Below are 20,647 nucleotides of genomic sequence, written 5' to 3' on the forward strand. Positions count from 1 at the left end.
TGATGGCAGGTATGACGCACTTCACATTCACCGGGCCGTCAAACCGTCTGTCGGAAAGGGCGCGCGGGACGGGTCAGGGGCGGCCGCCGCGCGGGGCGGCGAGGTCGCGGACGCCGCCGTTGGGCAGCAGGCACAGGACGACGACGAGGGCGACCGCGCAGTAGACGAGGAAGTGGATGAGCGACGGCCTGACGGCGTCGCCGGGGATCGCCGTCGAGTCCGTGTAGGCGGCGATGGCCGCGAGGACGCAGATGACGAACCCGCCCGCGCACGCCTGTAGGACGCGCCGTTGGGCGTGCCGCCACCGTTCGAGGTCGCGGTGCACCAGGAGGCCGCGCGCGGCGGCCAGGACGAGGACCGCGGCGTTGAGCGTGCCCCAGGTGATCAGCAGGAGGTAGGCGAGCACGGCGGACCCGAGGTCGAGGCCGTAGCCCGGGATCGGCTGGCGGGTGACCTCCTCCATGGGCACGACGACGAAGCCGATGCAGTAGATGAGCACCTCGAGGCCCCCGGCGAGGGCGGCGAGGCTCCCCGCCAACCGTATGCCGCGCATGGTCCTCCCCCCGACCGCCGTTCAGCAAAGCGTAGTCAGGCGAACACCAAATGTGGCGCGATGATCCACCAAAGCGCCACAAAGGCCCCGGGAAACGGGCTGCCGCACGCCCGTTTCATCGGCGTCCGCCCGGATAGTGTGAGGATCATGGCGAAGAAGCTCCAGCGCGAGACCTACGAACGCGAGATCCTCCGGCTCCAGGCCGAGCTGGTGAAGCTCCAGGAGTGGGTGAAGGCCGAGGGGCAGCGTGTCGTCGTCGTCTTCGAGGGCCGTGACGCCGCGGGCAAGGGCGGCGCGATCAAACGCGTCACGGAGTACCTGAGCCCGCGCGTCGCGCGGATCGCGGCGCTGCCGAAGCCGACCGACCGGCAGCGGACCGAGTGGTACTTCCAGCGTTACGCGGCCGAGCTGCCCGCCGCCGGGGAGATCGTCCTGTTCGACCGGAGCTGGTACAACCGGGCGGGCGTCGAGCACGTCATGGGGTTCTGCACGCACGAGGAGTACTCGCGGTTCCTGCACCAGTGCCCGATCTTCGAGCGGCTGCTGGTCGAGGACGGAATCCTGCTGCGCAAGTACTGGTTCTCGGTGAGCGACGCCGAGCAGCAGAAGCGGTTCGAGAAGCGGCTCGACGACCCGATGCGGCGCTGGAAGCTGTCGCCGATGGACCTCGAGTCGATCACCAGGTGGGAGGACTACTCCCAGGCCAAGGACCAGATGATGGTCTACACCGACATTCCCGAGGCGCCCTGGTTCGAGGTGGAGAGCGATGACAAGCGGCGGGCGCGGATCAACATGATCGCGCATCTGCTGTCCACGATCCCCTACTACGAGGTGCCGCAGCCCACCCTCGAGCTGCCCAAGCGGCCCGCGCCGAGCGGGTACGTCCGGCCGCCCCGGGAGACCACGGTGATTCCGGACGTCACGGGCAAGATGGCCTAGCCGTCAGGCGCTCTGCTTGCGGAGGGTGAAGGCGGCGACGGCCGTCGGCAGGGTCGGGAAGATCCGCTCCTCGGGGATGTCCGCCAGCAGGCCGAACCCGCGCAGGTCGGCCAGGAGGTCCTGTTTGACGTGGGCGAGCGCGAGGGCGATCCCGCGCCGCCCGAGCTCGGCGTTGAGCTCGCCGAGCGCGGTCAGCGCGGTGCTGTCGACCTCGATGATCGCCTCGGCGTTGAGCAGGAACCATTCCGGCGGCTCCTCGGGCGCTTCGGCGGCGGCCAGCGCGCGGCGGCGGAAGTCCTCGGCGTTGGCGAAGAACAGCGGCGAGTCGTACCGGTAGACGACGAGGCCGGGGACCGTCGCGGCCTCGGGGTAGTCGTCCACGTCGTGCATCCCGGCGAGCCCGGGGACGAGCCCGAGGACGGCGTCACGCGGCCGCGCGACGCGGCGCAGCAGGTCGAGGACCGACAGGCCGATCGCGAAGAGGATGCCGTAGAGCACGTCGAGGAAGAGCACGCCCGCGACAGCTGAGAGCGCGAGGACGAGTTCGCTGCGCCGGAACTCCGCGAGCTTGCGGAACCCGGCGAGGTCCACGAGCCGGACGGCCGCGTAGACGACGAGCGCGCCGAGCGCGGCGCTCGGGAACGCCGCGAGCAGCGGGCTCAGCACGAGCAGGACGGCGACGACGCAGCCGAGCGCGACCACCGAGAACGCCTGGGTGCGCGCCCCGGCGGCGGCCGCGAGCGCGGTGCGGCTGCCGCTGCTGCTCACCGGGAAGCCCTGGAACAGCCCAGCGCCGACGTTGGCCGCGCCGAGCGCGACGAGTTCCGCGTTGCCGTCGGCGCGCGCGCCCTCGCGCGTCTCGAAGGCGCGCGCGGTGAGCATGGTGTCGGTGAACGACACGAGCAGGACGCCGAGCGCGGCGGGCAGCAGCACCGCGGCGTCGGAGAGGTCGGGCAGGGCGGGCGCGGGCAGCCCGGCCGGGACCGCGCCGACCACGTCGATGCCCCGGCCGTCGAGGGCGAAGACGGCGACGGCGCAGGTGGCGAGCAGGACCACGAGCAGCGGGCCGGGCCAGCGCGGCAGCCACCGCTGCGCCGCGAACAGGAACGCCAGGCAGGTGAGGGACAGCGCGAGCGTGCCCGCGTGGACCTGCGCGATGTTCTCGGCGAAGGAGGCGACCTCGGCGACGACGCCGCGCCCCTCGACGGGCACGCCGGTGACGCGGGACAGCTGGCCGCAGACCATGACGACGGCGACGCCCGCGAGGTAGCCGACGAGGATCGGGTGGGACAGCAGGTCGGCGACGAACCCGAGCCGCAGCAGCCGCGCGCCGAACGCGAGGAGGCCGGTGAAGAACGCGAGCCCGGCCGCGAGCGCCGCGTAGCGCGCGGGGTCGCCGTCGGCGAGCGGGCCGATGACGACGGCGGTCATGAGCGCGGTCGTGGCCTCGGGGCCGACCGACAGCCGCTCCGACGACCCGAACAGCGCGTAGGCGACGAGCGCGGGCAGCATCGCCCACAGGCCCGCGACGGGCGGCAGCCCGGCGACCGCGGCGTACGCCATCACCTGCGGAACGAGGTAGGCGGCGACGGTCACCCCGGCCGCGGCGTCCCCCCGCAGCCAATTCCGGCGGTACCCCCGCCACCACTGCGACATCAGCCGATCATCCCAGTTTCCCGGCTTTGCGGACACCCGGCCGTCGAGCGCGCGCCGCCTGGTTTTCCGGGGCGGCCATCGGGCAGTGTCCGGGTGCAAACGATCTTCATGAGGGCGCTCGGGGGACGGTCGATGAGGAAGCTCGCGGTGGCGCTGATGGCCGCGCTCGCGCTGGTCACGGTGCTCGCGGTCGGGTCGGGCCTGGCCATCGGGATGGCGGGGCTCGGCGTCGTCGCCGTCGTCGGCGACGTCCACCTGCTGCCGGAGGGCCCGCCGCCGGGCGTCAAGGGGCGGCCGTGGGTGCCGGTGATCGCCGCCGACGCCGAGGCGCGCCGTGGCCTGCCCGTCGACGCCTACCCGCACGACTGCGCGGTGGCCAAGTGCGTCGCGCTGACGTTCGACGACGGCCCTGGCCCGTACACGGCCGAGCTGCTGAAGACGCTCGCGGCCGAGAAGGTGCGGGCGACGTTCTTCGTGCTCGGCGAGAAGGTCGCCGAGCATCCCGACGTGCTGCGCGCGACGGTCGCGGCCGGCCACCAGATCGGCAACCACACCTGGGACCACCGCGACCTCACCGGCCTTGACGCGGCGGGCGTCAGGTCGCAGCTCACCAGGACCGCCGACCTCGTGCGGAAGGTCGCCGGGGTACGGCCCGCGCTGATGCGTCCGCCGTACGGGGCGAGCGACCGGAAGGTCGCCAAGGAGCTCGAGGGCCTCGGGCTGCCCGAGGTCACCTGGACGATCGACCCGCAGGACTGGCGCGGGATGGGCCGCGACGCGGTCGCCGCGAAGGTGCTCAAGCAGGTGCAGCCGGGCGAAATCGTCCTGCTGCACGACATCAAGCGGGAGAGCGTGAAGGCGGTCCCCCGGATCGTCAAGGAGCTGAAGAAGCGCGGCTATGTCTTCGCGACGGTCTCCGAACTGCTCGCCCCGGTGGTGGTGACGCCCGGCGTGCAGTACCGGGGCCTGCTGTGATCTCGGCGCGGTGATCCGGCCCGCTGCGATCTGGGCGGTCTGACGGGTTCGCGGTGAGACGCACCTCACGGGACGGTTTCCGGGACGTCCGGGGTGAACGTGTGTTTACCTAGGAGGGTGAACAGACGTACACCCCCCATCACCCTTGTGCTCGCCTCCTCGGGGACCGTCGTCGCCCTCATGCAGACGATCACCGTCCCGATGCTGCCGATCCTGCCGGAGATCACCGGAAGCGCCCCCGCCGACGTGAGCTGGATGGTCACCGCGACCCTGCTCAGCGGCTCGGTCGCGACCCCGCTCCTGGGCCGCGCCGGCGACATGTACGGCAGGCGGCGGGTCCTGCTGTGGGCGCTGGCGGTGGTCGTCGTCGGGTCACTGCTGTGCGCGTTGAGCTCGGCGCTGCCGATCCTCGTCCTCGGCCGGGCGCTCCAGGGCGTCGGCCTCGCCGCGACCCCGCTCGGCATCAGCATCCTGCGCGCCGAACTGCCGCCCGAACGCGTCGCGGGGGCCGTCGCGATGATGAGCGCGACCATCGGGATCGGCGCGGCCATCGGCCTGCCCATCGCCGCGTTCGTCATCGAGTACGTGAGCTGGCACGCGATGTTCTGGGTGTGCGCGGTCGCCGCGCTCGCGGTGCTGCTCACCGTCCGCTGGGCGGTGCCGGAGACCGAGCCCGCCGAGGCACAGCGGTTCGACTACCTCGGCGCGGCGGGCCTCGCCACGGTGCTTGTGTGCCTGATGCTCGCCATCACCAAGGGCCCCGACTGGGGGTTCACCGCTCCCCCGACCCTCATGCTCGGCGGCGCGGCGGTGCTCATCGCGCTCGGCTGGGGCTGGTACGAGCTGCGCCGTCCCGAACCGCTGCTCGACCTGCGCGTCGCGGCCCGGCCCGCCGTGCTGCTGGCCAACCTCGTCGCGCTGTTCGTCGGGTTCGCGTTCTACGCCAACTCGCTGTCCACCGCGCAGCTCGTGCAGGAGCCGGAGAGCACCGGGTACGGGCTCGGCCTGTCGATCGTGGCGAGCGGACTGTGCCTGCTGCCCGGCGGCCTGGCGATGGCGTTCCTCGCGCCGGTCTCGGCGCGGCTCACCAACCGGCGCGGCGCGAAGACCACGGTCGCCCTCGCCTCGATCGTGATCGCGCTAGGCTATGTGGTCCGTTATCTCGCCAGCCACGCCCTGTGGTCGATCATCCTGGGAGCCACAGTTGTCGCCGTCGGCACTGCCCTCGCCTACTCCGCGCTCCCGGTGCTGATCATGGGCGCGATCCCCGTCAGCGAGACCGGCGAGGCGACCGGCGTCAACACGCTCATGCGGATGGTCGGGCAGGCCGGGTCGAGCGCGATGAGCGCGGCGGTGCTCAGCCACCTCGTCATCGGCGGCGCGCCGAGCCTCGACGCCTACCTGCTCATCTTCCTCGTCGCCGGGGCCGCCGCCGTGTGCGCGCTGGTGCTCGCGCTGATGGTGCCGCGCCAGCCCCTCGCGCTGCGCGTTCCCGGGCCCGCGCCCGCGCCGGAGCCGGTGTGAACGACTCGGGACGCGCCGCGATCCTGCGGGCCGCCCGCAGGGCGTTCGCGTTCCGGCCCTACGACATGGTGACGCTGCGGGCCATCGCCGCCGACGCCGGGGTGAGCGCCGCCCTCATCGTCAAGCACTTCGGCGGCAAGGAGCAGCTGTTCGAGGCCGTCGCTGACTTCTCCGGCGACGTCGCGGCGCTGCTGTCGGTCCCGCTCGACGACCTCGGCCGCCACCTCGTGGAGACCGCCGTCATGGTCCGCCACCGCGACCTGCCTCCGCCGCTCGTGCGGGTGGTGTTCGGCGTCGGCGCGGGCGACGAGCGGCAGCTCCTGCTGCGCCGCTTCCGCGAGCAGGCCACCGGGTCGCTCGCCGCGCGGCTGCCGGGGCCTGACGCGCAGCTGCGCGCGGAGCTGGTGTGGGCGCAGTTCCTCGGCCTCAGCACCATCCTCAGCGTGCACAAGGAGGGCGCGGTGATGGCCGCCGACCCCGCCGACGTCGTCGCCAGGTACGCCCCTGCCGTCCAGGCGCTCATCGACGGCTGACGGGCGGGCCCCGGAGGAGGACCCGCCCGTCATATCCGGCTGCGTCAGACCGTCACGAGGTCGCGGGCGCGCACGAGGGACTGCACGATCTCGCCCGCGCGGACCGCGGTGTTCGACAGCAGCGTCGAGCTGAGGCCGTGGGTGCGCTCGGTCGCGCCCTGGAGGTAGACGCCGCAGCGCACCCCGGGGCCCGTGCTGATCCGGTAGTCGCGGGCGACGTCGGGGCCGCCGTCGGGACGGCGCACGCAGTGCTCGGCGAGGCCGTCGAGCATGGCAAGGGGGTCGCGGCTGCGGTAGCCGGTCGAGCAGACGAGGGCGTCGGCCTCCAGGACGGTCCGCTCGCCCGTCGGCAGGTACTCGACGGTCGCGCTGACGCCGCCGGAGTGCTCGGTGATGTCGAGCACCCGCGAGACGTTGAGGATGCGCAGCCGCTCCTTGCCCTGGACCTTCTCCTGGTAGACGCGCCGGTACAGCTCGTCGATGAGGTCGAGGTCGACCACCGAGTAGTTGGTGGAGCCGTGGTAGTCCAGCAGCATCCGCTTCACGTCCTCGGGCGCGTAGTGGAAGTGGTCCACCGCGGCGGGGTCGAAGATGCGGTTGGCGAAGCTGCTGTCGTCGGCCGGGGTGTAGCCGTACTTGGCGAAGACGGCGCACACCTCGGTCTCGGGGTAGGTCTGGTGCAGGTGGTCCACGACCTCCGCGCCGCTCTGGCCCGCGCCCAGCACGATCAACCTGCGCGGCGAGCGCAGCCCGGGCAGCCTGCGCAGCAGCTCGTGGCTGTGCCACACGCGCTCGCCGAGCGCGATCCCCTCGGGCACGACGGGCTCAAGACCTGTGGCGATGACGAGGTTGCGGGCGCGCCGCACCACGGTCTCGCCGTCGCGCCTGGCGACGACCTCGCAGGCGACCACCGTCCCGCCCTCGACAACCGGACGGACGGCGAGCACCTCGGTCCCGTACTCCACCTGGTCGGTGAACCGGCAGGCCGCCCACTCGAGGTAGTCGTGGAACTCGACCCGCGACGGGAACATCGTCTTGTGGTTGATGAAGTCGACGAGCCTGTCGCGCTCCTTCAGGTAGTTCAAGAAGCTGAAGGAGCTCGACGGGTTGCGCATCGTGGCGAGGTCCTTGAGAAAGGAGACCTGCATCGTGGTGCCCTCGATGAGCATGCCGCGGTGCCATCCGAAAGCTGGCTGCCGCTCGAGGAAGACCGCGTCCAGGTCGCCGCCCTCCTCACGCAGGGCGATCGCCAAGGCGAGGTTGGAGGGACCGAAGCCGATCCCCACAAGGTCGTGGACATGCTCTGCTGAGCTGGTCATGGGCGCCCTTTCACAACGAACCGGCGAAAAGAGAACTTAGGTAAGCCTAATGAAGGTAAGCCTTACCTACATTCGCCGTCCAGAGCGGGGGTCGCACAAGACCATGACCTTCGCCCCTCGACGCGGACGCGCCCGCGGCCCCCTAGCGCTTCTCGTCGGCCGCGCCGCCCGCGCCGACCAGCCGGGAGCGACCGCCCGCGGCCTGCCACTTCTCGTCAAAGCCGGCGAGCATCTTGGCGGCCTGGCTCGTCACGATGCCGGGGATGAGCGGGCGCATGTAACGCAGACCGGGCAGCCACCACTGGCCGTACACCTGGGGACGGCGGCGCAGGATGCCCGCGACGAGCCTGTCGACGGTCGGCTCGAGCGGGTAGGTCTTGCCGGTCGGCCACGGCATCCTCGCGCGCAGCTCGCCGAGCGCCTTGTCCTCGTCGGCCCCGCGGACCATGTCGGTGTCGGTCCAGCTGAGGTAGCCGACGCCGACGCCCACGCCGAAGCGGGCGACCTCGGCGCGCAGCGAGTGCGCGAACGCCTCGACCCCCGCCTTGCTCGCGCAGTAGGCGGCCATCATCGGCGCGGCCGTCAGCGCGGCGAGGGACGCGACCTGGAAGAAGTAGCCCTTGTTCGCGCGCAGCGCGGGCAGGAAGGCGCGCGCGGTCGTCGCGCTGCCGAGCAGGTTCACCTGGATGACCCGGTTGAAGGTGGCCGGGTCCGACAGCTCCACCGGGCCACCGGTCGCGATGCCCGCGTTGGCGACCACGATGTCGACCCTGCCGAACTGCTCGACGATCTCGGCGGCGACGGCCGCCATCGCGACGTCGTCGGTGACGTCGGCCTTCCAGTGGGCCGCGCCGTTGCCGCACTTGTCGGCGACGCGGGCGAGCTCGTCGGGCTCGAGGCCGACCAGGGCGAGCCGGAAGCCCTTCCCGGCGAGCCTGAGCGCGATCAGCTCGCCAAGACCGCGGGCCGCGCCCGTCACCACCGCAACTCTGCCGCCGCTCATGCCGCCTCCATCTTTCCAGCTGGGACTGGGACATTCGGGATCGTAGACGATGTGTCTAGTAAGCGCCAGACCCGGGCGGGGCGCGCGGCGCGGGGCCGTGCGCGATCCCGCCGTTTCGGGCGCGCTAAAGCCCTGTTGCCATGCGGTTTCCGGCCTTCCCTCGGGGAGTTTTAGGGGCTATCCAGAGCAGATGAGCACGTTCGTCCCCATCATCGACCTGACCCCCTGGTTCCACGGCGACGCCGACGGCCGCGCGGCCGTCGCCCGCGAAGTCGACGTCGCGCTGCGCGCGTCCGGGTTCCTCGTCATCACCGGCCACGGCGTGCCGACCGCGCTGCGCGCCGACATCCGGGCCGCCGCCAAGCGGTTCTTCGCGCTGCCCGCCGACGTCAAGGCGCGCTACGCCGCGACCGTCGGCGGCCGTGGCTGGCTGCCCCCTGGCGTCGAGGCCAACGGCTACGCCGAGGGCACCGAGACCCCGCCCGACCTCAAGGAGAGCTTCGCCGTCGGGGCCGACGCGCCCACCGGGGACGCCGCGATCGACGCCGTCTGGTTCCTGGCGAACGTCTTCCCCGAGGAGGCGCCCGAGCTGCGCGCCCTGCTCGTGGAGTACCTGGGCGTCATGCGCGCGCTGGGCGACGAGCTGCTGCGCGTGTGCGCGGCGGCGCTCGACCTGCCGTCGGGGTTCTTCACCGCCAAGACCGCGCACCCGTCCTACACGCTGAACCTCAACTGGTACCCGCCGATCTCGGTCACCGGGACACCCGAGCCCGGCCAGTTCCGCATCGGCCCGCACACCGACTTCGGCACAGTCACGATCCTCGACCGCGAACCCGGCACCGGCGGCCTCCAGGTGTGGGGCGAGCAGGACGGCTGGGTGGACGCCCCGTTCGTCCCCGACTCCTTCACCATCAACATCGGCGACCTGCTCGCGCGCTGGACCGGGGAGCGCTGGAAGTCCAACCGGCACCGGGTCCTGCCGCCCGACGCGACGGCCCCCGACGAGGAGCTGATGTCGCTGATCTTCTTCTACGAGACCGACCCGTCGGCGGTCATCGAGTCGCTGCCCGCGCCGCTCGGGACCGTCGCGCACCCGCCGGTGGTCGCCGCGGACTACCTCGGGGAGAAGCTCGCGGCGATCACCGTCAGCTGACGGGTACCGCACGCCTGACGGGCCCTACGCCCGACGGCCTAGTGGAACACGCGCCAGGTCTGCTCCACGACAAGCTCGCGGCTGCGCCACCCGGACGGGGTCCGCTCCATCCTGTGGTGGTAGTAGCCGCCGCCCTGGATCAGGCCAGGCGCGTCACGCCCGAGCGGCTCGCGCGACGGGGCGAGCGTGTCGGTGAACGCGACGGTGACGCCCGCGTGGTCGCCGTCGAAGGCGATCGCGGGCGGGCCGAGCAGGTGGAGCCGTCCGGGGAAGGCGGGCAGGACCTCGCTCAGCCATCCGCGCACCTCCGGCAGCGCGCCCTTGGCACCGCCGGTGGCGGTGTAGTCGAGGACGGCGTCGGGATGGAAGACGGAGTCGAGCAGCGACCACCTGCCGGTGTCCACGGCGAGTGCGTAGCGGGCGAGCAGGTCCGCGATCTCCATGCGGTCGAGCAGCTCGCGCGTCCTGTCGGTCATCGAGGGGGCACCTCCGTGCGCAGGGGAAAGGCCGCCGTCGGGACGGCGGTCGCGCCACGGCGATCGTGCCACGCGCGTCACGGCGCACGGTAGGGGCCGCCGGTCCGCTGAGAGCGGACGCCGCGCGGTCAGCGGGACAGCGCGACCCCGAGGAACGCGAGCACCGACGGCATCACCCTGCGCCAGTAGCCCCAGGTGTGCAGGCCGAGGTCGAACTCGGCGACGTCGGCGTCGGCCCGCCGCGCGAGCTTCCGCGCCGGCTCGACGAACGGGTCCTCGGTGCCGCACCAGACGCCGAGCCTGCCCGCGACCCTGCCCTGCGGTCCGGCCAGCGGCTCGTGCGCCTTCCACACCGCGCGGTCGGCGTAGGCGGCCGCCGGGCGCGCGTCGGCGAACGTCGGGAACAGCGCGGGCGACACCACCGCGAGCGCCGCGGGCGGCCTGCGCCGCGCCATCCGCAGCGCGCCCGCCCCGCCCATCGACACGCCGAGCAGCCCCGACGGCACCGCGAACCCGCGCAGCGCGATCCAGCGCGGCAGCTCACGGAACACCATCGCCTCGGGGTCGTCGCCCGCCTGCCGCTCGTACCAGTAGCTGTGGTCGCCGCCGTCCACCGCGACGACCGCGAACGGCGGCGTCCCGGCCCGCACCGCCGCCGTCAGGAACCTCGGCAGGCCGAGGTCGATCCATGTCGCCGCGCGCGCCGCCGCCCCGTGCAGGGCGAGCACGACGGGCAGCCCCTCGGGCCGCGCGCCCTGCGGCAGCATCGTGACGACCTCGACCTCGCCGCCGCGCGCCGCCGACCTGCGCCGGAACGTCTCCACAGTGCCGGGCGGCGCGTCCGGCACCGTCCCGTCCTGGCCCGTCATGCCGAACGCCCTGCGCAGCCTGGCGCGGCCCGGGAGCAGTCCACGGTCGACCGCCGTGAAGCCCCCGACGCCGACCGCGGCGGCCCCGAGCGCGCCCGCCGTCCCCCCGGCCAGCACCGCCCGCCTGCTGATCCGCATCAATCCCCCCTGTTCCGCTCACCGAGGGACAGAGCGTTTCACACAATGATCATCTCGGGTAGGGTGTCACCAACCCCCCGGACGTTTGACTGAGGGGACCTCTGTGAAGACCTGGACGACCGCCCTGCCGATCCTCGCGGTCATCGCCCTGGCCCTGACCCTGGGCAGTGAGCCTTCCGGCGTCGTCGTCGCGATCGTCGCGGTGCTGCTCGCCGGGGCCGTCCTCGCCGCCGTCCACCACGCCGAGGTCATCGCGCACCGGGTGGGCGAGCCGTTCGGCTCGCTCGTGCTCGCGGTCGCGGTGACCGTCATCGAGGTCGCGCTGATCGTCAGCGTCATGCTCTCCAGCGGGGAGAAGGGCGCGTATCTGGCGCGCGACACAGTCTTCGCCGCCGTCATGATCACCTGCAACGGCATCGTCGGCCTCTCGCTGTGGGTGACCGCCCGCCGCCGCAGGACCGCCCACTTCCAGGCGAGCGGCACCGGCGGCATGCTCGCGATCGTCGCCGCGCTTGTCACCCTCACGATGGTCATCCCGACGTTCACCACGACCGCCGCGGGACCGCGCCTTGCCACCGCGCAGCTCATCTTCGCCGCCATCATCGCCTGCTTCCTGTACGGCCTGCACGTGCTCACCCAGACCGTCCGGCACCGCGACTACTTCCTGCCCGTCACCAAGGAGGGTGACGTGCTCGAGGACGACAGCCACGCCGAGCCGCCGACCACCTCCGAGGCGCTGTACAGCCTCGGGCTCCTCATGGTCGCCCTCATCGCCGTCGTCGGCCTGGCCAAGGTCGAGTCGCCCATCATCGAGGAGACCGTCGAGACCCTCGGCCTGCCGCACGCGGTCGTCGGCGTCGTCATCGCCCTGCTCGTGCTGCTGCCCGAGACGCTCGCCGCGGTCCGCGCCGCGCAGCGCGGCCGCACCCAGACCAGCCTCAACCTCGCGCTCGGCTCGGCCAACGCGAGCATCGGCCTCACCATCCCCGTCATCGTCATCGCGTCGTTCATCGTCCCCGGCGACCTCATCCTCGGGCTCGGGCCCACCCAGCTCGTCCTGCTGATCCTCACCTTCGTGGTGTCCACGCTGACCATCGTCCCCGGCAAGGCGAACCTGCTCCAGGGCGGCGTCCACCTCGCGATCTTCGCCTCGTTCCTGTTCCTCACCACGGTTCCGTGAGCCCGTATGTCCTTCCGGTTGGCCGCGCGCCGTCCCGGATGATCCAGTAGGCTCGCTTTTGTCCGAGGACCGGCCGCCGCGGCGGCCCCACCGGCTCGAAGGCGGACCAGATCCCATGCGCGCAGGTACTGCGGCGCTCCTCGTCGGAGCGGCCGCGCTCCCCCCGCTCCCCGCGCAGGCGGCCCCGGGCGACGGGGTCCTCGTCGTGCACACCACGCTCACCAGCGCGCAGCCGACCCGGGGCGAGGACGTCACGGGGCAGGTCTGGGTGGCCGCCGCCGGAGGCACCGCCGCCAACGCGACGCTGTCGTTCTCCGCGACGCCCAACGCCGGCGTCGCGCTCGAGGCGATCTGCACCCGCACCGCGCAGGGGTACTGCAAACTCGGCGACGTGGACGCGGCGGGCACGTCGGTGCCGTTCACGATCCGGGTCAAGGCAGGGGCCGCGCCGCTGACCGTCAGCGTCGGCGCGTTCGCGCGGGCCGACGGGGCCGAGGCGGTCCGCGAGTACACCGAGATCACGTTCGCGCGGACGCCGCCGAAGACCAAGACGCCCGAGCCGTCGGAGACGCCCCCCGCGCCCGCCGCGACGCCCGGTGAGACCGCCACGCCGCCCGTCCCGACGGCCTCGGCCCCCCTGCCCGCGGCGGTGCCCGGCGCTTCGGTCGCGCCGCCCTACCCGTCGGCCGGGACCGCCGACCCGGGGGCCGGGCTGCCGCAGGTCGCGGGCGTCCCGACCGCCGCGCCGCCCGGCTACGTGGCGCCGACCGCGACCGAGCAGGCCCTTCCGGAGACCGAGCTGACCGGCGCGGGCGAGGTGTCCCCGATGCTCGCGCTCGGCCAGAGCGTCTGGCTCGGCGTCCTGCTCGCGGGCTGCACCCTCGCCTCGGCCGCCGCCGTCAAACGCGGCGCGCGCATCCGGCACGCCACCGCCGCGTCCGGGCGGCGTCGCAGGCGGTGACCCGGCGATGGGGCACGATCGCCTTATGCGTTTCGGCATCCTCGGACCGGTGGAGGCACGCGACGCCGACGGCGGCGACGTCCCCCTCGGCGGACCCGGCGTGCGGGCCCTGCTCGGCGTGCTGCTCCTCGAAGCCGGACGCGTCGTGCCCGCCGAGTCCCTGATCGACGCCCTGTACGGCGAGGACCCGCCCGACAGCGCGCCGAACGCCCTCCAGGCGCGGGTGTCGCGGCTGCGCCGCGCGCTCGACGGACGCGTCGAGGTGGAGCTGGGGCCCGGCGGCTACCGGCTCGGCGTCGACCCCCGCGACGTCGACGCGCACCGGTTCCGCGCCCTGCTGGATGAGGCCGCCGACCTTCCGCCCGCCGCCCGGCTCCCCCTGCTCGACCAGGCGCTCGCGCTGTGGCGCGGACCCGCGCTCGCCGACGTCCCCGCCCTGCGCGGACACGCCGTCGCCTGGGAGGAGGCCCGCGCGTCGGCCGTCGAGGAACGCGGCGCGGCGCTGCTCGCCCTGGGCCTCGCCGCCGAAGCCGTCGCGCCGCTGCGCGCGCTGGTCGCGGCCGAGCCCCTGCGGGAGCGCGCCAGGGCGCTGCTCATGCGCGCGCTGTACGGGACGGGCAGGCAGGGCGAGGCGCTTGAGGCGTTCGAGGAGGGCCGCAGGCTCCTCGCCGACGAACTCGGCGCGGACCCGTCGGCGGAGCTCGCCGAGGCCCATCTGGAGATCCTGCGGGCCGTCCCCGCGCCGCGCAGGACCGCGCCCCGGCTGCCCGCGCGGCTCACCAGCCTCGTCGGCCGCGACGCCGACCTCGCAAGGATCACCGAACTGCTGGAAGCCAACCGGCTGCTCACGCTGATCGGGCCGGGCGGCACCGGCAAGACGAGGCTCGCGGTCGAGACCGCCGACCGGGCCGACGGCCTCGCCGTCTTCGCCGACCTCGTCCCCGTGCCCGCCGGGTCCGGCCCGGACGCGCTCGCCCTGGCCGTCGGCGGCGCGCTCGGGCTGCGCGAGGTCGGCGTCCTGCCCTCGGGGGAGCGCGCCGAACCCGTCGCACGGCTGTGCCGGGAGCTCGAGGGGGGCGGGCTGCTCGTCCTTGACAACTGCGAGCACGTGGTCGACGGGGCCGCCGGGCTCGCCGCCCGGCTTCTTGCTGAATGCCCTGATCTGCGGGTCCTGGCGACGAGCCGGGAGCCCCTCAGCGTCACCGGGGAGACGCTGTGGCCCGTCCGTCAGCTGGCCGTGGCCCCCACCGCGAGCGCGGACGCGGCCGACGCGCCCGCCGTCCGGCTGTTCGCGGACCGGGCCGCCGCCGTCCGGCCCGGGTACACCGTCGACGACGACCTCGCCGACGTCGTCGCGATCTGCGCTGCGCTCGACGGGGTGCCGCTCGCGATCGAACTCGCCGCCGCCCGGATGCGCGCGCTCAGCGCCGCCGAGGTCGCCGCGGCGCTCGGCGACAGGTTCGCGCTGCTGTCGCGCGGCGACAGGTCCAAGAGCCCGCGCCACCGCAGCCTGCGCGCGGTCGTCGAGTGGAGCTGGGACCTCCTCACCCCCGCCGAACGCCGCCTCGCCTGGCGGCTGACGGTCTTCACCGGCGGGTTCACCGCGGCCGACGCCCGGGCGGTGTGCGACGCCGACCCCGCGCTCCTGCTCGACCTAGCGGACAAATCGCTCATAGCGCGCGGTCCGGACGGCCGGTACTCGATGCTCGAGACGATCGCGGCGTTCTGCGCGGAACACCTCGCCGCGTCCGGCGAGGAACCCGCGCTGCGCCGCGCGCACGCCGAGCACTTCTACGCCGTCGCCGACGCCGCGGGCCCCCACCTCATCGCCCGCGAACAGCTCGACTGGCTCGCGCTGCTGCGCGCCGAACAGGGCAACCTGCACACGGCGCTGCGCCATGCCGTCCGCGCCGACCCCGCCCTCGGGATGCGGCTCGTCGCCGCCCTGCTCGGCTACTGGTGGCTGCGCGGCACGAGCACCGAGGCGGCCGCCGCCGCGCGGGAACTGCTCGCCGCCGTCCCGACCCCGCCTCCCGGCCTCGAAGAGGAGTACGCGATCTGCGTCGCGTTCGCCTGCCTGCACGGCGAGACGCCGGCTCCCCCGCCCGAGGCGCTCGCGCACGCCGACGCGATCATGCGGCGCATCGCGAACGCGCCGCGACGCCCGTTCCTGCTCGCGCTGTGGGCGGTCTCCCAGGGCCCGCCGCACGACCACGCCGAGCAGGTCGCGCTGCTGCGCGCCGCCGGGCCGGGTCCGGCCGGGGCCGACGCGTGGTCGCGGGCGCTCCTCGACCTCGGCTACGGCATGCTGCGGCTGTTCGACGGCGACCCCGAGGCCGCGCGGCCCCCGCTCAGGACCGCGCTCGACGCCTTCACCGCGATCGGCGAACGCTGGGGCATCGCCACCACCCGCGACACCCTGTCGGTCACCGCGGAGCTCGCGGGCGACCTCGAAGGCGCGCTCGCCCTCCTTGACGGCGCGCTCGACCTCGTGCGCGAACTCGACTCCGACGGCGAAAGCGGCGAGGTCCTGCTGCGCCGCGCCGACATCCTGCTCCAGCTCGGCCGCACCGACGAGGCGGCCCGCGCGTTCGCCGAGGCCGAGACCCGCGCCCGCCGTGCCGGAGCCGTCACCACCCTCGCCGAACTCCGCAGGGGCCGCGCCGACCTCGCCGCCGCGCTCGGTGACCGCGCCGAAGCCGAACGCCTCTACCTGGCCGTCCTCGCCGACCCCGCCCGCACCTGGTCCTCCCCGCACCGCCGCGCCGCCTCCCACTATGGCCTCGCCCTCCTGGCCGAGCACCGCGGCGACACCGCCACCGCCCGCACCCAGGCCACCGCCGCCCTCACCACCGCCGACTCCCACCCCCTCGCCCGCTACCTGACGCCCCAGATCCAGGCCCTCCTCACCCGCCTCCCACCCCCCTGACCCCGGCACCCGCTCGCCCCGGCAGACCTATCGACGCGAAGGTGATGGTCACGTGAAACTCGCGACACCCCGGATCGCCGCTTCCCTCGGGCTCGTGTTCCTCATGCTGGCGGGCTGCGCCGGAGAGAGCGGACCGGAGCGGCCAGGGCCGCCCGTCGACCCGTCGGGCGACATCGCGATGACGGCCGCGCAGCCCTTCACGGCGTTCCCACAGGAGGACGTCAACACGCTCAACGAGATCCGCCGCAAGCTCGTCTACCGGTGCATGGCCGAGGCCGGTTTCCCCGCATACCGACAGGAGAACCTCGCGATGCCCGCCCGGGTCTCGTCGCTGCTCAACCTCGAGCGGCACATCGTCGGCTGGGCGTCGGAACGGCACGCGCGGGCGCAGGGGTTCGGCAGCGACGCACCCCCCACCCCTGTCGAGATCGTCAGTTTCGACGCGGGTCACGACAAGCTGCTCGACGGCTGCGTCGCGGACGCCGGCGCGCGGATCGGGCCGAAGTTCAAACGAACCATCGACCTCGCCACCGATCTCGCCAACACCCTGAGCGCGGAGAGGGTCGAGGTCTTCGACACCGCGAAGTACAAGGAGCTGAACGCGTCGGTGCTCGCCTGCCTGTCCGGCAAGGGCTTCGACGCCGACGAGCGGACGCGCGAGGACATCGGCGCCCGCCCCGAGGCGTTCGGTGTGAAAACTGGCGGCTTGGCCGAAATGTCGGAGCCGGTGCTCAAGCGCGAACCTGGCACGATCGAGGTGATCCCCGCGCAACCCGCCCGCCGCTACGTCCCGACGGCCGAGGAGGCGGACCTCGCCGCCGCCATGTTCACCTGCCAGACCGAGACCGGTGCCCTCACCGACCTGCGCACCCTCGTCAACGACGCCCAGCGCACCGCATGGACCCGCCACGAAGACGACCTCGCAAACCTGAAAACCGACCTCACCACCCTCCTCAAAACCGCCACCACCCTCCTCTGACCCCACCCCCAACCCCCACCGCCCTCAACCGGACCGACCCCCGACGTCACGCGTGGGCGCTTCCGGCGAGGGGACGCGGGGACCCCGGACATCGTCCGCACGGCCCTGTCGCGCGCCGCCCTATCGCGAACGGCCCTGCGGCGGGCCCATGACGATCGGCCGCCGCGGCCTGTGGCGGCTCGGGCGGCCTGTGGTGGGGCTTGAGGGTGGCCGCGCGGCGTGTGGTGGGCCGCGCGGCCGGGTGGTGGGCCGCGCGGGCCGGTGGAGGGACCGCGCGGCCGGTGGTCAGGGGTTTGAGGCGTTGGTGAGGGTGGTGAGGTCGGTGTCGGTGAGTTTCAGGTCGGGGAAGGACAGGAGGGGCTTCAGTTGGTCGGGGGTTCGGGCGCTGGCCAGCGGGGCGACCACGGTCGGCTGGGCGGCGAGCCAGGCAAGGGCGACCTCGGCGACGTCGACGTCGTGGGCGGCGGCGATCTCGTCGAGCTTGGCGAGGACGTCCAGGGCCTTGGGGTCCTTGAGGAGCTTCGCCGCGCCCTGGGCCCGGGGGCTGTCGACGGACGGGCCGTCCGGGCGGTACTTGCCCGTCAGGAAACCCGCGGCGAGCGCGAAGTACGGGATCGCCGACAGACCGTGCTCGACGGCCAGCGCGGCGCGCTCGCCCTCATAGGTGTCGCGGCTGACCAGGTTGTAGTGCGGCTGAATCGCAACGTACTTGGCGAGGCCCTCGCGGTCGGAGAACTCAAGGGAGGCGCGCAGCCGCTCCGGCGAGATGTTGGAGACCGCGATGTGGCGCACCTTGCCCGCGCGGACCAGGCCGTCGAGCGCGGTGATGATGTCCTCGACGGGCACGGACTCGTCGTCGTAGTGCGTGTAGTACAGGTCGATCCGGTCGGTGCCGAGCCTGGCCAGCGACGCCTCGGCCCCCGCCTTGATGGTCTCCGGCTTCAGCCCCTTGAACTCGGGGTGCTGGCCGACCTTCGTGGCGATGACGACGTCGTCGCGGTTGCCGCGCGCGGCGGTCCACCTGCCGATGATCGCCTCGGACTCGCCGCCGCTGTGGCCGGGCACCCAGGCCGAGTAGGAGTCGGCGGTGTCCACGAAGTTGCCGCCCGCCGCCGCGTAGGCGTCGAGCACCGCGAACGAGGTAGCTTCGTCGGCCGTCCAGCCGAAGACGTTGCCGCCCAGGTTGAGCGGCGACACGAGGAGGTCGGACGTGCCGACCGGCTTCAAGGTCATAGAAGAGGTGAACCCGTCTTCGCGGGTGATCATTCCCCCGCGCGGATCAAGATTCGGTCAGCGTGATCCGGATGCCGACGGTGCCGGTGTCGCCGCGCCGCAGCCTGCTGCCGAGCAGGGTCAACGATCCGAGGATTCCGTACTTGCTGCGCAGCAGCGTCCGGTAGGCGGCGGTGTCCTCCGCCGAGCAGATCACCGCGGTCCCCGGCACCTGCTCCCCCGTCGGCTTCCCCCGCACATCGCACGGCCCGACCAGCACGTCGCTCCGGTTGCGGATCCGCTTCACCTTCCCCGAATCCGCGACAGTCCAGATCCCCAACGCGTTCCCGTCCCGCACCACCCAGACGGGCGTGGCCACGGCCGTCCCGTCCTTCCGGTAGGTCGTCACCAACACGTACTTCTCCGCCGCCAACCGCCCAATCCCCAACTCATCCATACCCCCCACCCTACCGACCCCTCCCGCGTTCCGGGGCGCGGCGTCAGGGGGTGTGGATGTGCAGGTGCGTACTGGGCGTGGCGGAGGTCAGGGCGTAGCCGCACTTGGCGGCGACGCGGCATGCCGCGACGTCGTCCGCGGCATGCGCGAGGGTGAGCCGAGGGACGTCAAGAACCGCAGACGCCCATCCGGTCACACAGCGGACCGCGGTGGTCGCCGCCGAACGACCCCGCGCCCAGGGCGCGACCCGGCACACCACCACCGGATCAGCCGTGTCGAGCCCGTCGACGCTGACGTGCCCCGCCCACCGCTCGGTGACCGACTCAAGGATCGAGAAGGTCACCTGCCCTTCCCACACCGCACGCTCAACAAGCCACGCGACAGCCCCCTCCTCATCCTTCGGCAACGCCGCCGACCACCGCGCGGTCTCACCGTCCCCGGCGAGCGCCACGACCTCCCCCGCCTCAGTCACCCGAGGCACCCGCAAATGCCACAACCCCGCCGTGATCTCCGTGTGCTCAATCCCCACCACACCCCCAATCCTCCCACCCCTCCTTTCCCCCGCCCCGCCCACTCCCCTTTCCCCCTCCCTCACGCGCCCGCGTCTCCCTCCTCTCTTCCCCGGCGCTGCCCTGCCTTCCCGGATTCTCACGCGGGCTTCGCCTCCGCGAGGGTTGGGTGGGTCAGGTGGGGTGGGTGCGGAGGGTGCAGATGTCGGGGAGGTGGGTGGCGACGGGGTACCAGGTGTCGCCGGAGTCGGGGCTCGCGTAGACCTCGCCGGTGCGGGTGCCGAAGTAGATGCCCGAGGGGTCGGCGGTGTCGGCGCACATGGCGTCGCGCAGGACCGTGGCGTAGAAGGGGCTGGTGGGAAGGCCCTCGGTGAGGGGGCGCCAGGTGTCGCCGGCGTCTTCCGAGCGGTAGACGCGGCAGCGGTGGTCGTAGGGGTAGCGGCCCTCTTCCGAGGCGCTGATGGGGAAGGTGTAGAGGACTCCGGTGCGGCGGGGGTGGGCGACGACGGCGAAGCCGAAGTCGCCGGGCAGTCCCTCGGCGATGGAGGTCCAGGTGCGGCCGTCGTCTTCTGAGCGGTACACGCCCTCGTGGTTCTGCAGGTAGAGGCGTTCCGGGTGCAGCGCGTCGCGGGCCACCTTGTGGACGCACTGTCCGTACTCGGGGTAGTGGTCGGGCAGGAAGGTCGCCTGGACGCCGGTGTTGGACGGCTCCCAGGACGCGCCGCCGTCCTCGGTGCGGTAGACGCCGCCGGTCGACATCGCGACGATGATCCGGGCCGGGTCGGCCGGGTGCGGCAGGATCGTGTGGATCGCCTGGCCGCCGAAGCCCGCCTCCCAGTGCGGCCGGTGCGGGTGGTCCCACAGCGCGCGGACCATGCTGAAGGAGGCCCCGCCGTCGTCGGAGCTGAACAGGGCCGACGGCTGCGTTCCGGCGAAGATCCTGCCGTCGAGCCCCGGCGTGATCTGCCAGACGCGTTCCAGGGACGCGCCGGTGTCCTCGGGGAAGACGATCGGGGCCGCGCCCGGCTCGGCCCAGCGCGCGCCGTTGTCCTCGCCGATCGCCACGGTCGGCCCGATCACCGGGTTGCTCAGCCCGGCGAGCAGCCGCCCCGAGTCGAAGCAGAGGCTGTAGACCTCCGACATCCCGAACACCGGTTCGTCCACCCGCCACACGCGCCGGTCCTCGCTGCGCGCGAGGAACAGCCCCTTCACGGTCCCGATCGCCACAAGAACGGACATGTCACCCTCCTCAGTTCTCCGGCCTCGTCGGCCTTCGCCATCC

The 20,647-nt window shown here is 73.1% G+C and carries 19 protein-coding genes; 9 read left to right on the forward strand and 10 right to left on the reverse strand.

What is annotated here, in order from left to right:
* Positions 1–73: 73 nt before the first annotated feature.
* Positions 74–553: a hypothetical protein gene (locus R9X44_RS09410; protein ID WP_319813640.1), complete on the reverse strand. Its 480-nt coding sequence runs from the start codon at positions 551–553 to the stop codon at positions 74–76.
* Positions 554–700: 147 nt separating this feature from the next.
* On the opposite strand from R9X44_RS09410, the gene ppk2 reads away from it, so the two are divergent.
* Complete coding sequence (gene ppk2 / locus R9X44_RS09415) at positions 701–1,492, forward strand: polyphosphate kinase 2 (protein ID WP_319813641.1); 792 nt, start codon at positions 701–703, stop codon at positions 1,490–1,492.
* A 3-nt stretch (positions 1,493–1,495) separates the two neighbouring features.
* Here ppk2 and sulP read toward each other — a convergent pair whose 3' ends face one another.
* The gene (gene sulP / locus R9X44_RS09420; RefSeq protein WP_319813642.1) at positions 1,496–3,148 is read right to left on the reverse strand and encodes a sulfate permease; all 1,653 of its coding nucleotides are present in this window, start codon (positions 3,146–3,148) and stop codon (positions 1,496–1,498) included.
* Positions 3,149–3,280: 132 nt separating this feature from the next.
* Between sulP and R9X44_RS09425 the strand changes: the two genes are divergently transcribed.
* The 3 genes from R9X44_RS09425 to R9X44_RS09435 all read left to right on the forward strand — a co-directional run bounded on the left by R9X44_RS09425 (position 3,281) and on the right by R9X44_RS09435 (position 6,180).
* Positions 3,281–4,123 carry a polysaccharide deacetylase family protein gene (locus R9X44_RS09425; RefSeq protein WP_319813643.1) on the forward strand — a complete coding sequence of 281 codons (843 nt, stop codon included), beginning with the start codon at positions 3,281–3,283 and terminating at the stop codon, positions 4,121–4,123.
* A gap of 117 nt (positions 4,124–4,240) precedes the next feature.
* Positions 4,241–5,647, forward strand: coding sequence for an MFS transporter (locus tag R9X44_RS09430; protein WP_319813644.1), 1,407 nt, complete (start codon positions 4,241–4,243; stop codon positions 5,645–5,647).
* Positions 5,644–6,180, forward strand: coding sequence for a TetR family transcriptional regulator (locus R9X44_RS09435; protein ID WP_319813645.1), 537 nt, complete (start codon positions 5,644–5,646; stop codon positions 6,178–6,180). The genes R9X44_RS09430 and R9X44_RS09435 overlap by 4 nt, the downstream gene beginning before the upstream one ends.
* A 44-nt stretch (positions 6,181–6,224) precedes the next feature.
* Here the strand turns inward: R9X44_RS09435 and R9X44_RS09440 are convergent, their stop codons facing one another.
* Positions 6,225–7,499, reverse strand: a complete 1,275-nt coding sequence (locus R9X44_RS09440) for a lysine N(6)-hydroxylase/L-ornithine N(5)-oxygenase family protein (RefSeq protein WP_319813646.1) — start codon at positions 7,497–7,499, stop codon at positions 6,225–6,227.
* A 142-nt stretch (positions 7,500–7,641) separates the two neighbouring features.
* Positions 7,642–8,502 carry an SDR family oxidoreductase gene (locus tag R9X44_RS09445; RefSeq protein WP_319813647.1) on the reverse strand — a complete coding sequence of 287 codons (861 nt, stop codon included), beginning with the start codon at positions 8,500–8,502 and terminating at the stop codon, positions 7,642–7,644.
* A gap of 190 nt (positions 8,503–8,692) precedes the next feature.
* On the opposite strand from R9X44_RS09445, the gene R9X44_RS09450 reads away from it, so the two are divergent.
* Positions 8,693–9,655 (forward strand): isopenicillin N synthase family dioxygenase, encoded by a 963-nt coding sequence (locus R9X44_RS09450; RefSeq protein WP_319813648.1) that lies wholly within the window; start codon positions 8,693–8,695, stop codon positions 9,653–9,655.
* A 38-nt stretch (positions 9,656–9,693) separates the two neighbouring features.
* Here the strand turns inward: R9X44_RS09450 and R9X44_RS09455 are convergent, their stop codons facing one another.
* Positions 9,694–10,131, reverse strand: coding sequence for a nuclear transport factor 2 family protein (locus R9X44_RS09455; RefSeq protein ID WP_319813649.1), 438 nt, complete (start codon positions 10,129–10,131; stop codon positions 9,694–9,696).
* 128 nt (positions 10,132–10,259) lie between these two features.
* Entirely contained in the window at positions 10,260–11,138 is an 879-nt protein-coding gene (locus R9X44_RS09460) for an alpha/beta hydrolase (protein WP_319813650.1), read from the reverse strand.
* A 103-nt stretch (positions 11,139–11,241) separates the two neighbouring features.
* Between R9X44_RS09460 and R9X44_RS09465 the strand changes: the two genes are divergently transcribed.
* The 4 genes from R9X44_RS09465 to R9X44_RS09480 all read left to right on the forward strand — a co-directional run bounded on the left by R9X44_RS09465 (position 11,242) and on the right by R9X44_RS09480 (position 17,187).
* Positions 11,242–12,318: a hypothetical protein gene (locus tag R9X44_RS09465; RefSeq protein WP_319813651.1), complete on the forward strand. Its 1,077-nt coding sequence runs from the start codon at positions 11,242–11,244 to the stop codon at positions 12,316–12,318.
* A gap of 115 nt (positions 12,319–12,433) precedes the next feature.
* Positions 12,434–13,279, forward strand: a complete 846-nt coding sequence (locus R9X44_RS09470; RefSeq protein WP_319813652.1) for a hypothetical protein — start codon at positions 12,434–12,436, stop codon at positions 13,277–13,279.
* A 25-nt stretch (positions 13,280–13,304) separates the two neighbouring features.
* The gene (locus tag R9X44_RS09475) at positions 13,305–16,208 is read left to right on the forward strand and encodes a BTAD domain-containing putative transcriptional regulator (protein ID WP_319813653.1); all 2,904 of its coding nucleotides are present in this window, start codon (positions 13,305–13,307) and stop codon (positions 16,206–16,208) included.
* Positions 16,209–16,260: 52 nt separating this feature from the next.
* Complete coding sequence (locus R9X44_RS09480) at positions 16,261–17,187, forward strand: hypothetical protein (RefSeq protein WP_319813654.1); 927 nt, start codon at positions 16,261–16,263, stop codon at positions 17,185–17,187.
* 285 nt (positions 17,188–17,472) lie between these two features.
* Here the strand turns inward: R9X44_RS09480 and R9X44_RS09485 are convergent, their stop codons facing one another.
* Genes R9X44_RS09485 through R9X44_RS09500 form a run of 4 tightly spaced genes read right to left on the reverse strand, consistent with a single transcriptional unit; the run spans position 17,473 to position 20,604 of the window.
* On the reverse strand, positions 17,473–18,420 hold the full coding sequence (locus R9X44_RS09485) for an aldo/keto reductase (RefSeq protein WP_319813655.1): 948 nt from the start codon (positions 18,418–18,420) through the stop codon (positions 17,473–17,475).
* 46 nt (positions 18,421–18,466) lie between these two features.
* A complete protein-coding gene (locus R9X44_RS09490; RefSeq protein ID WP_319813656.1) occupies positions 18,467–18,856 on the reverse strand; it encodes a PPOX class F420-dependent oxidoreductase in 390 nt (129 codons plus the stop codon).
* A gap of 43 nt (positions 18,857–18,899) precedes the next feature.
* Positions 18,900–19,508, reverse strand: coding sequence for a GNAT family N-acetyltransferase (locus R9X44_RS09495; protein WP_319813657.1), 609 nt, complete (start codon positions 19,506–19,508; stop codon positions 18,900–18,902).
* A gap of 31 nt (positions 19,509–19,539) precedes the next feature.
* Positions 19,540–20,604, reverse strand: a complete 1,065-nt coding sequence (locus R9X44_RS09500; protein ID WP_319813658.1) for an exo-alpha-sialidase — start codon at positions 20,602–20,604, stop codon at positions 19,540–19,542.
* Positions 20,605–20,647: the final 43 nt, after the last annotated feature.

This window comes from Actinocorallia sp. A-T 12471 (assembly GCF_033875155.1).
Lineage (GTDB): Bacteria > Actinomycetota > Actinomycetes > Streptosporangiales > Streptosporangiaceae > Actinocorallia.

What these genes read in the sequence shown, in the direction of transcription:
- R9X44_RS09500 (WP_319813658.1), bottom strand. Translation starts at nt 20,604, where the DNA reads ATGTCCGTTCTTGTGGCGATCGGGACCGTGAAGGGGCTGTTCCTCGCG.
- R9X44_RS09485 (WP_319813655.1), bottom strand. Translation starts at nt 18,420, where the DNA reads ATGACCTTGAAGCCGGTCGGCACGTCCGACCTCCTCGTGTCGCCGCTC.
- R9X44_RS09410 (WP_319813640.1), bottom strand. Translation starts at nt 553, where the DNA reads ATGCGCGGCATACGGTTGGCGGGGAGCCTCGCCGCCCTCGCCGGGGGC.
- R9X44_RS09440 (WP_319813646.1), bottom strand. Translation starts at nt 7,499, where the DNA reads ATGACCAGCTCAGCAGAGCATGTCCACGACCTTGTGGGGATCGGCTTC.
- R9X44_RS09470 (WP_319813652.1), top strand. Translation starts at nt 12,434, where the DNA reads ATGCGCGCAGGTACTGCGGCGCTCCTCGTCGGAGCGGCCGCGCTCCCC.
- R9X44_RS09460 (WP_319813650.1), bottom strand. Translation starts at nt 11,138, where the DNA reads ATGCGGATCAGCAGGCGGGCGGTGCTGGCCGGGGGGACGGCGGGCGCG.
- R9X44_RS09450 (WP_319813648.1), top strand. Translation starts at nt 8,693, where the DNA reads ATGAGCACGTTCGTCCCCATCATCGACCTGACCCCCTGGTTCCACGGC.
- R9X44_RS09490 (WP_319813656.1), bottom strand. Translation starts at nt 18,856, where the DNA reads ATGGATGAGTTGGGGATTGGGCGGTTGGCGGCGGAGAAGTACGTGTTG.
- R9X44_RS09455 (WP_319813649.1), bottom strand. Translation starts at nt 10,131, where the DNA reads ATGACCGACAGGACGCGCGAGCTGCTCGACCGCATGGAGATCGCGGAC.
- sulP (WP_319813642.1), bottom strand. Translation starts at nt 3,148, where the DNA reads ATGTCGCAGTGGTGGCGGGGGTACCGCCGGAATTGGCTGCGGGGGGAC.
- R9X44_RS09475 (WP_319813653.1), top strand. Translation starts at nt 13,305, where the DNA reads ATGCGTTTCGGCATCCTCGGACCGGTGGAGGCACGCGACGCCGACGGC.
- R9X44_RS09425 (WP_319813643.1), top strand. Translation starts at nt 3,281, where the DNA reads ATGAGGAAGCTCGCGGTGGCGCTGATGGCCGCGCTCGCGCTGGTCACG.
- ppk2 (WP_319813641.1), top strand. Translation starts at nt 701, where the DNA reads ATGGCGAAGAAGCTCCAGCGCGAGACCTACGAACGCGAGATCCTCCGG.
- R9X44_RS09445 (WP_319813647.1), bottom strand. Translation starts at nt 8,502, where the DNA reads ATGAGCGGCGGCAGAGTTGCGGTGGTGACGGGCGCGGCCCGCGGTCTT.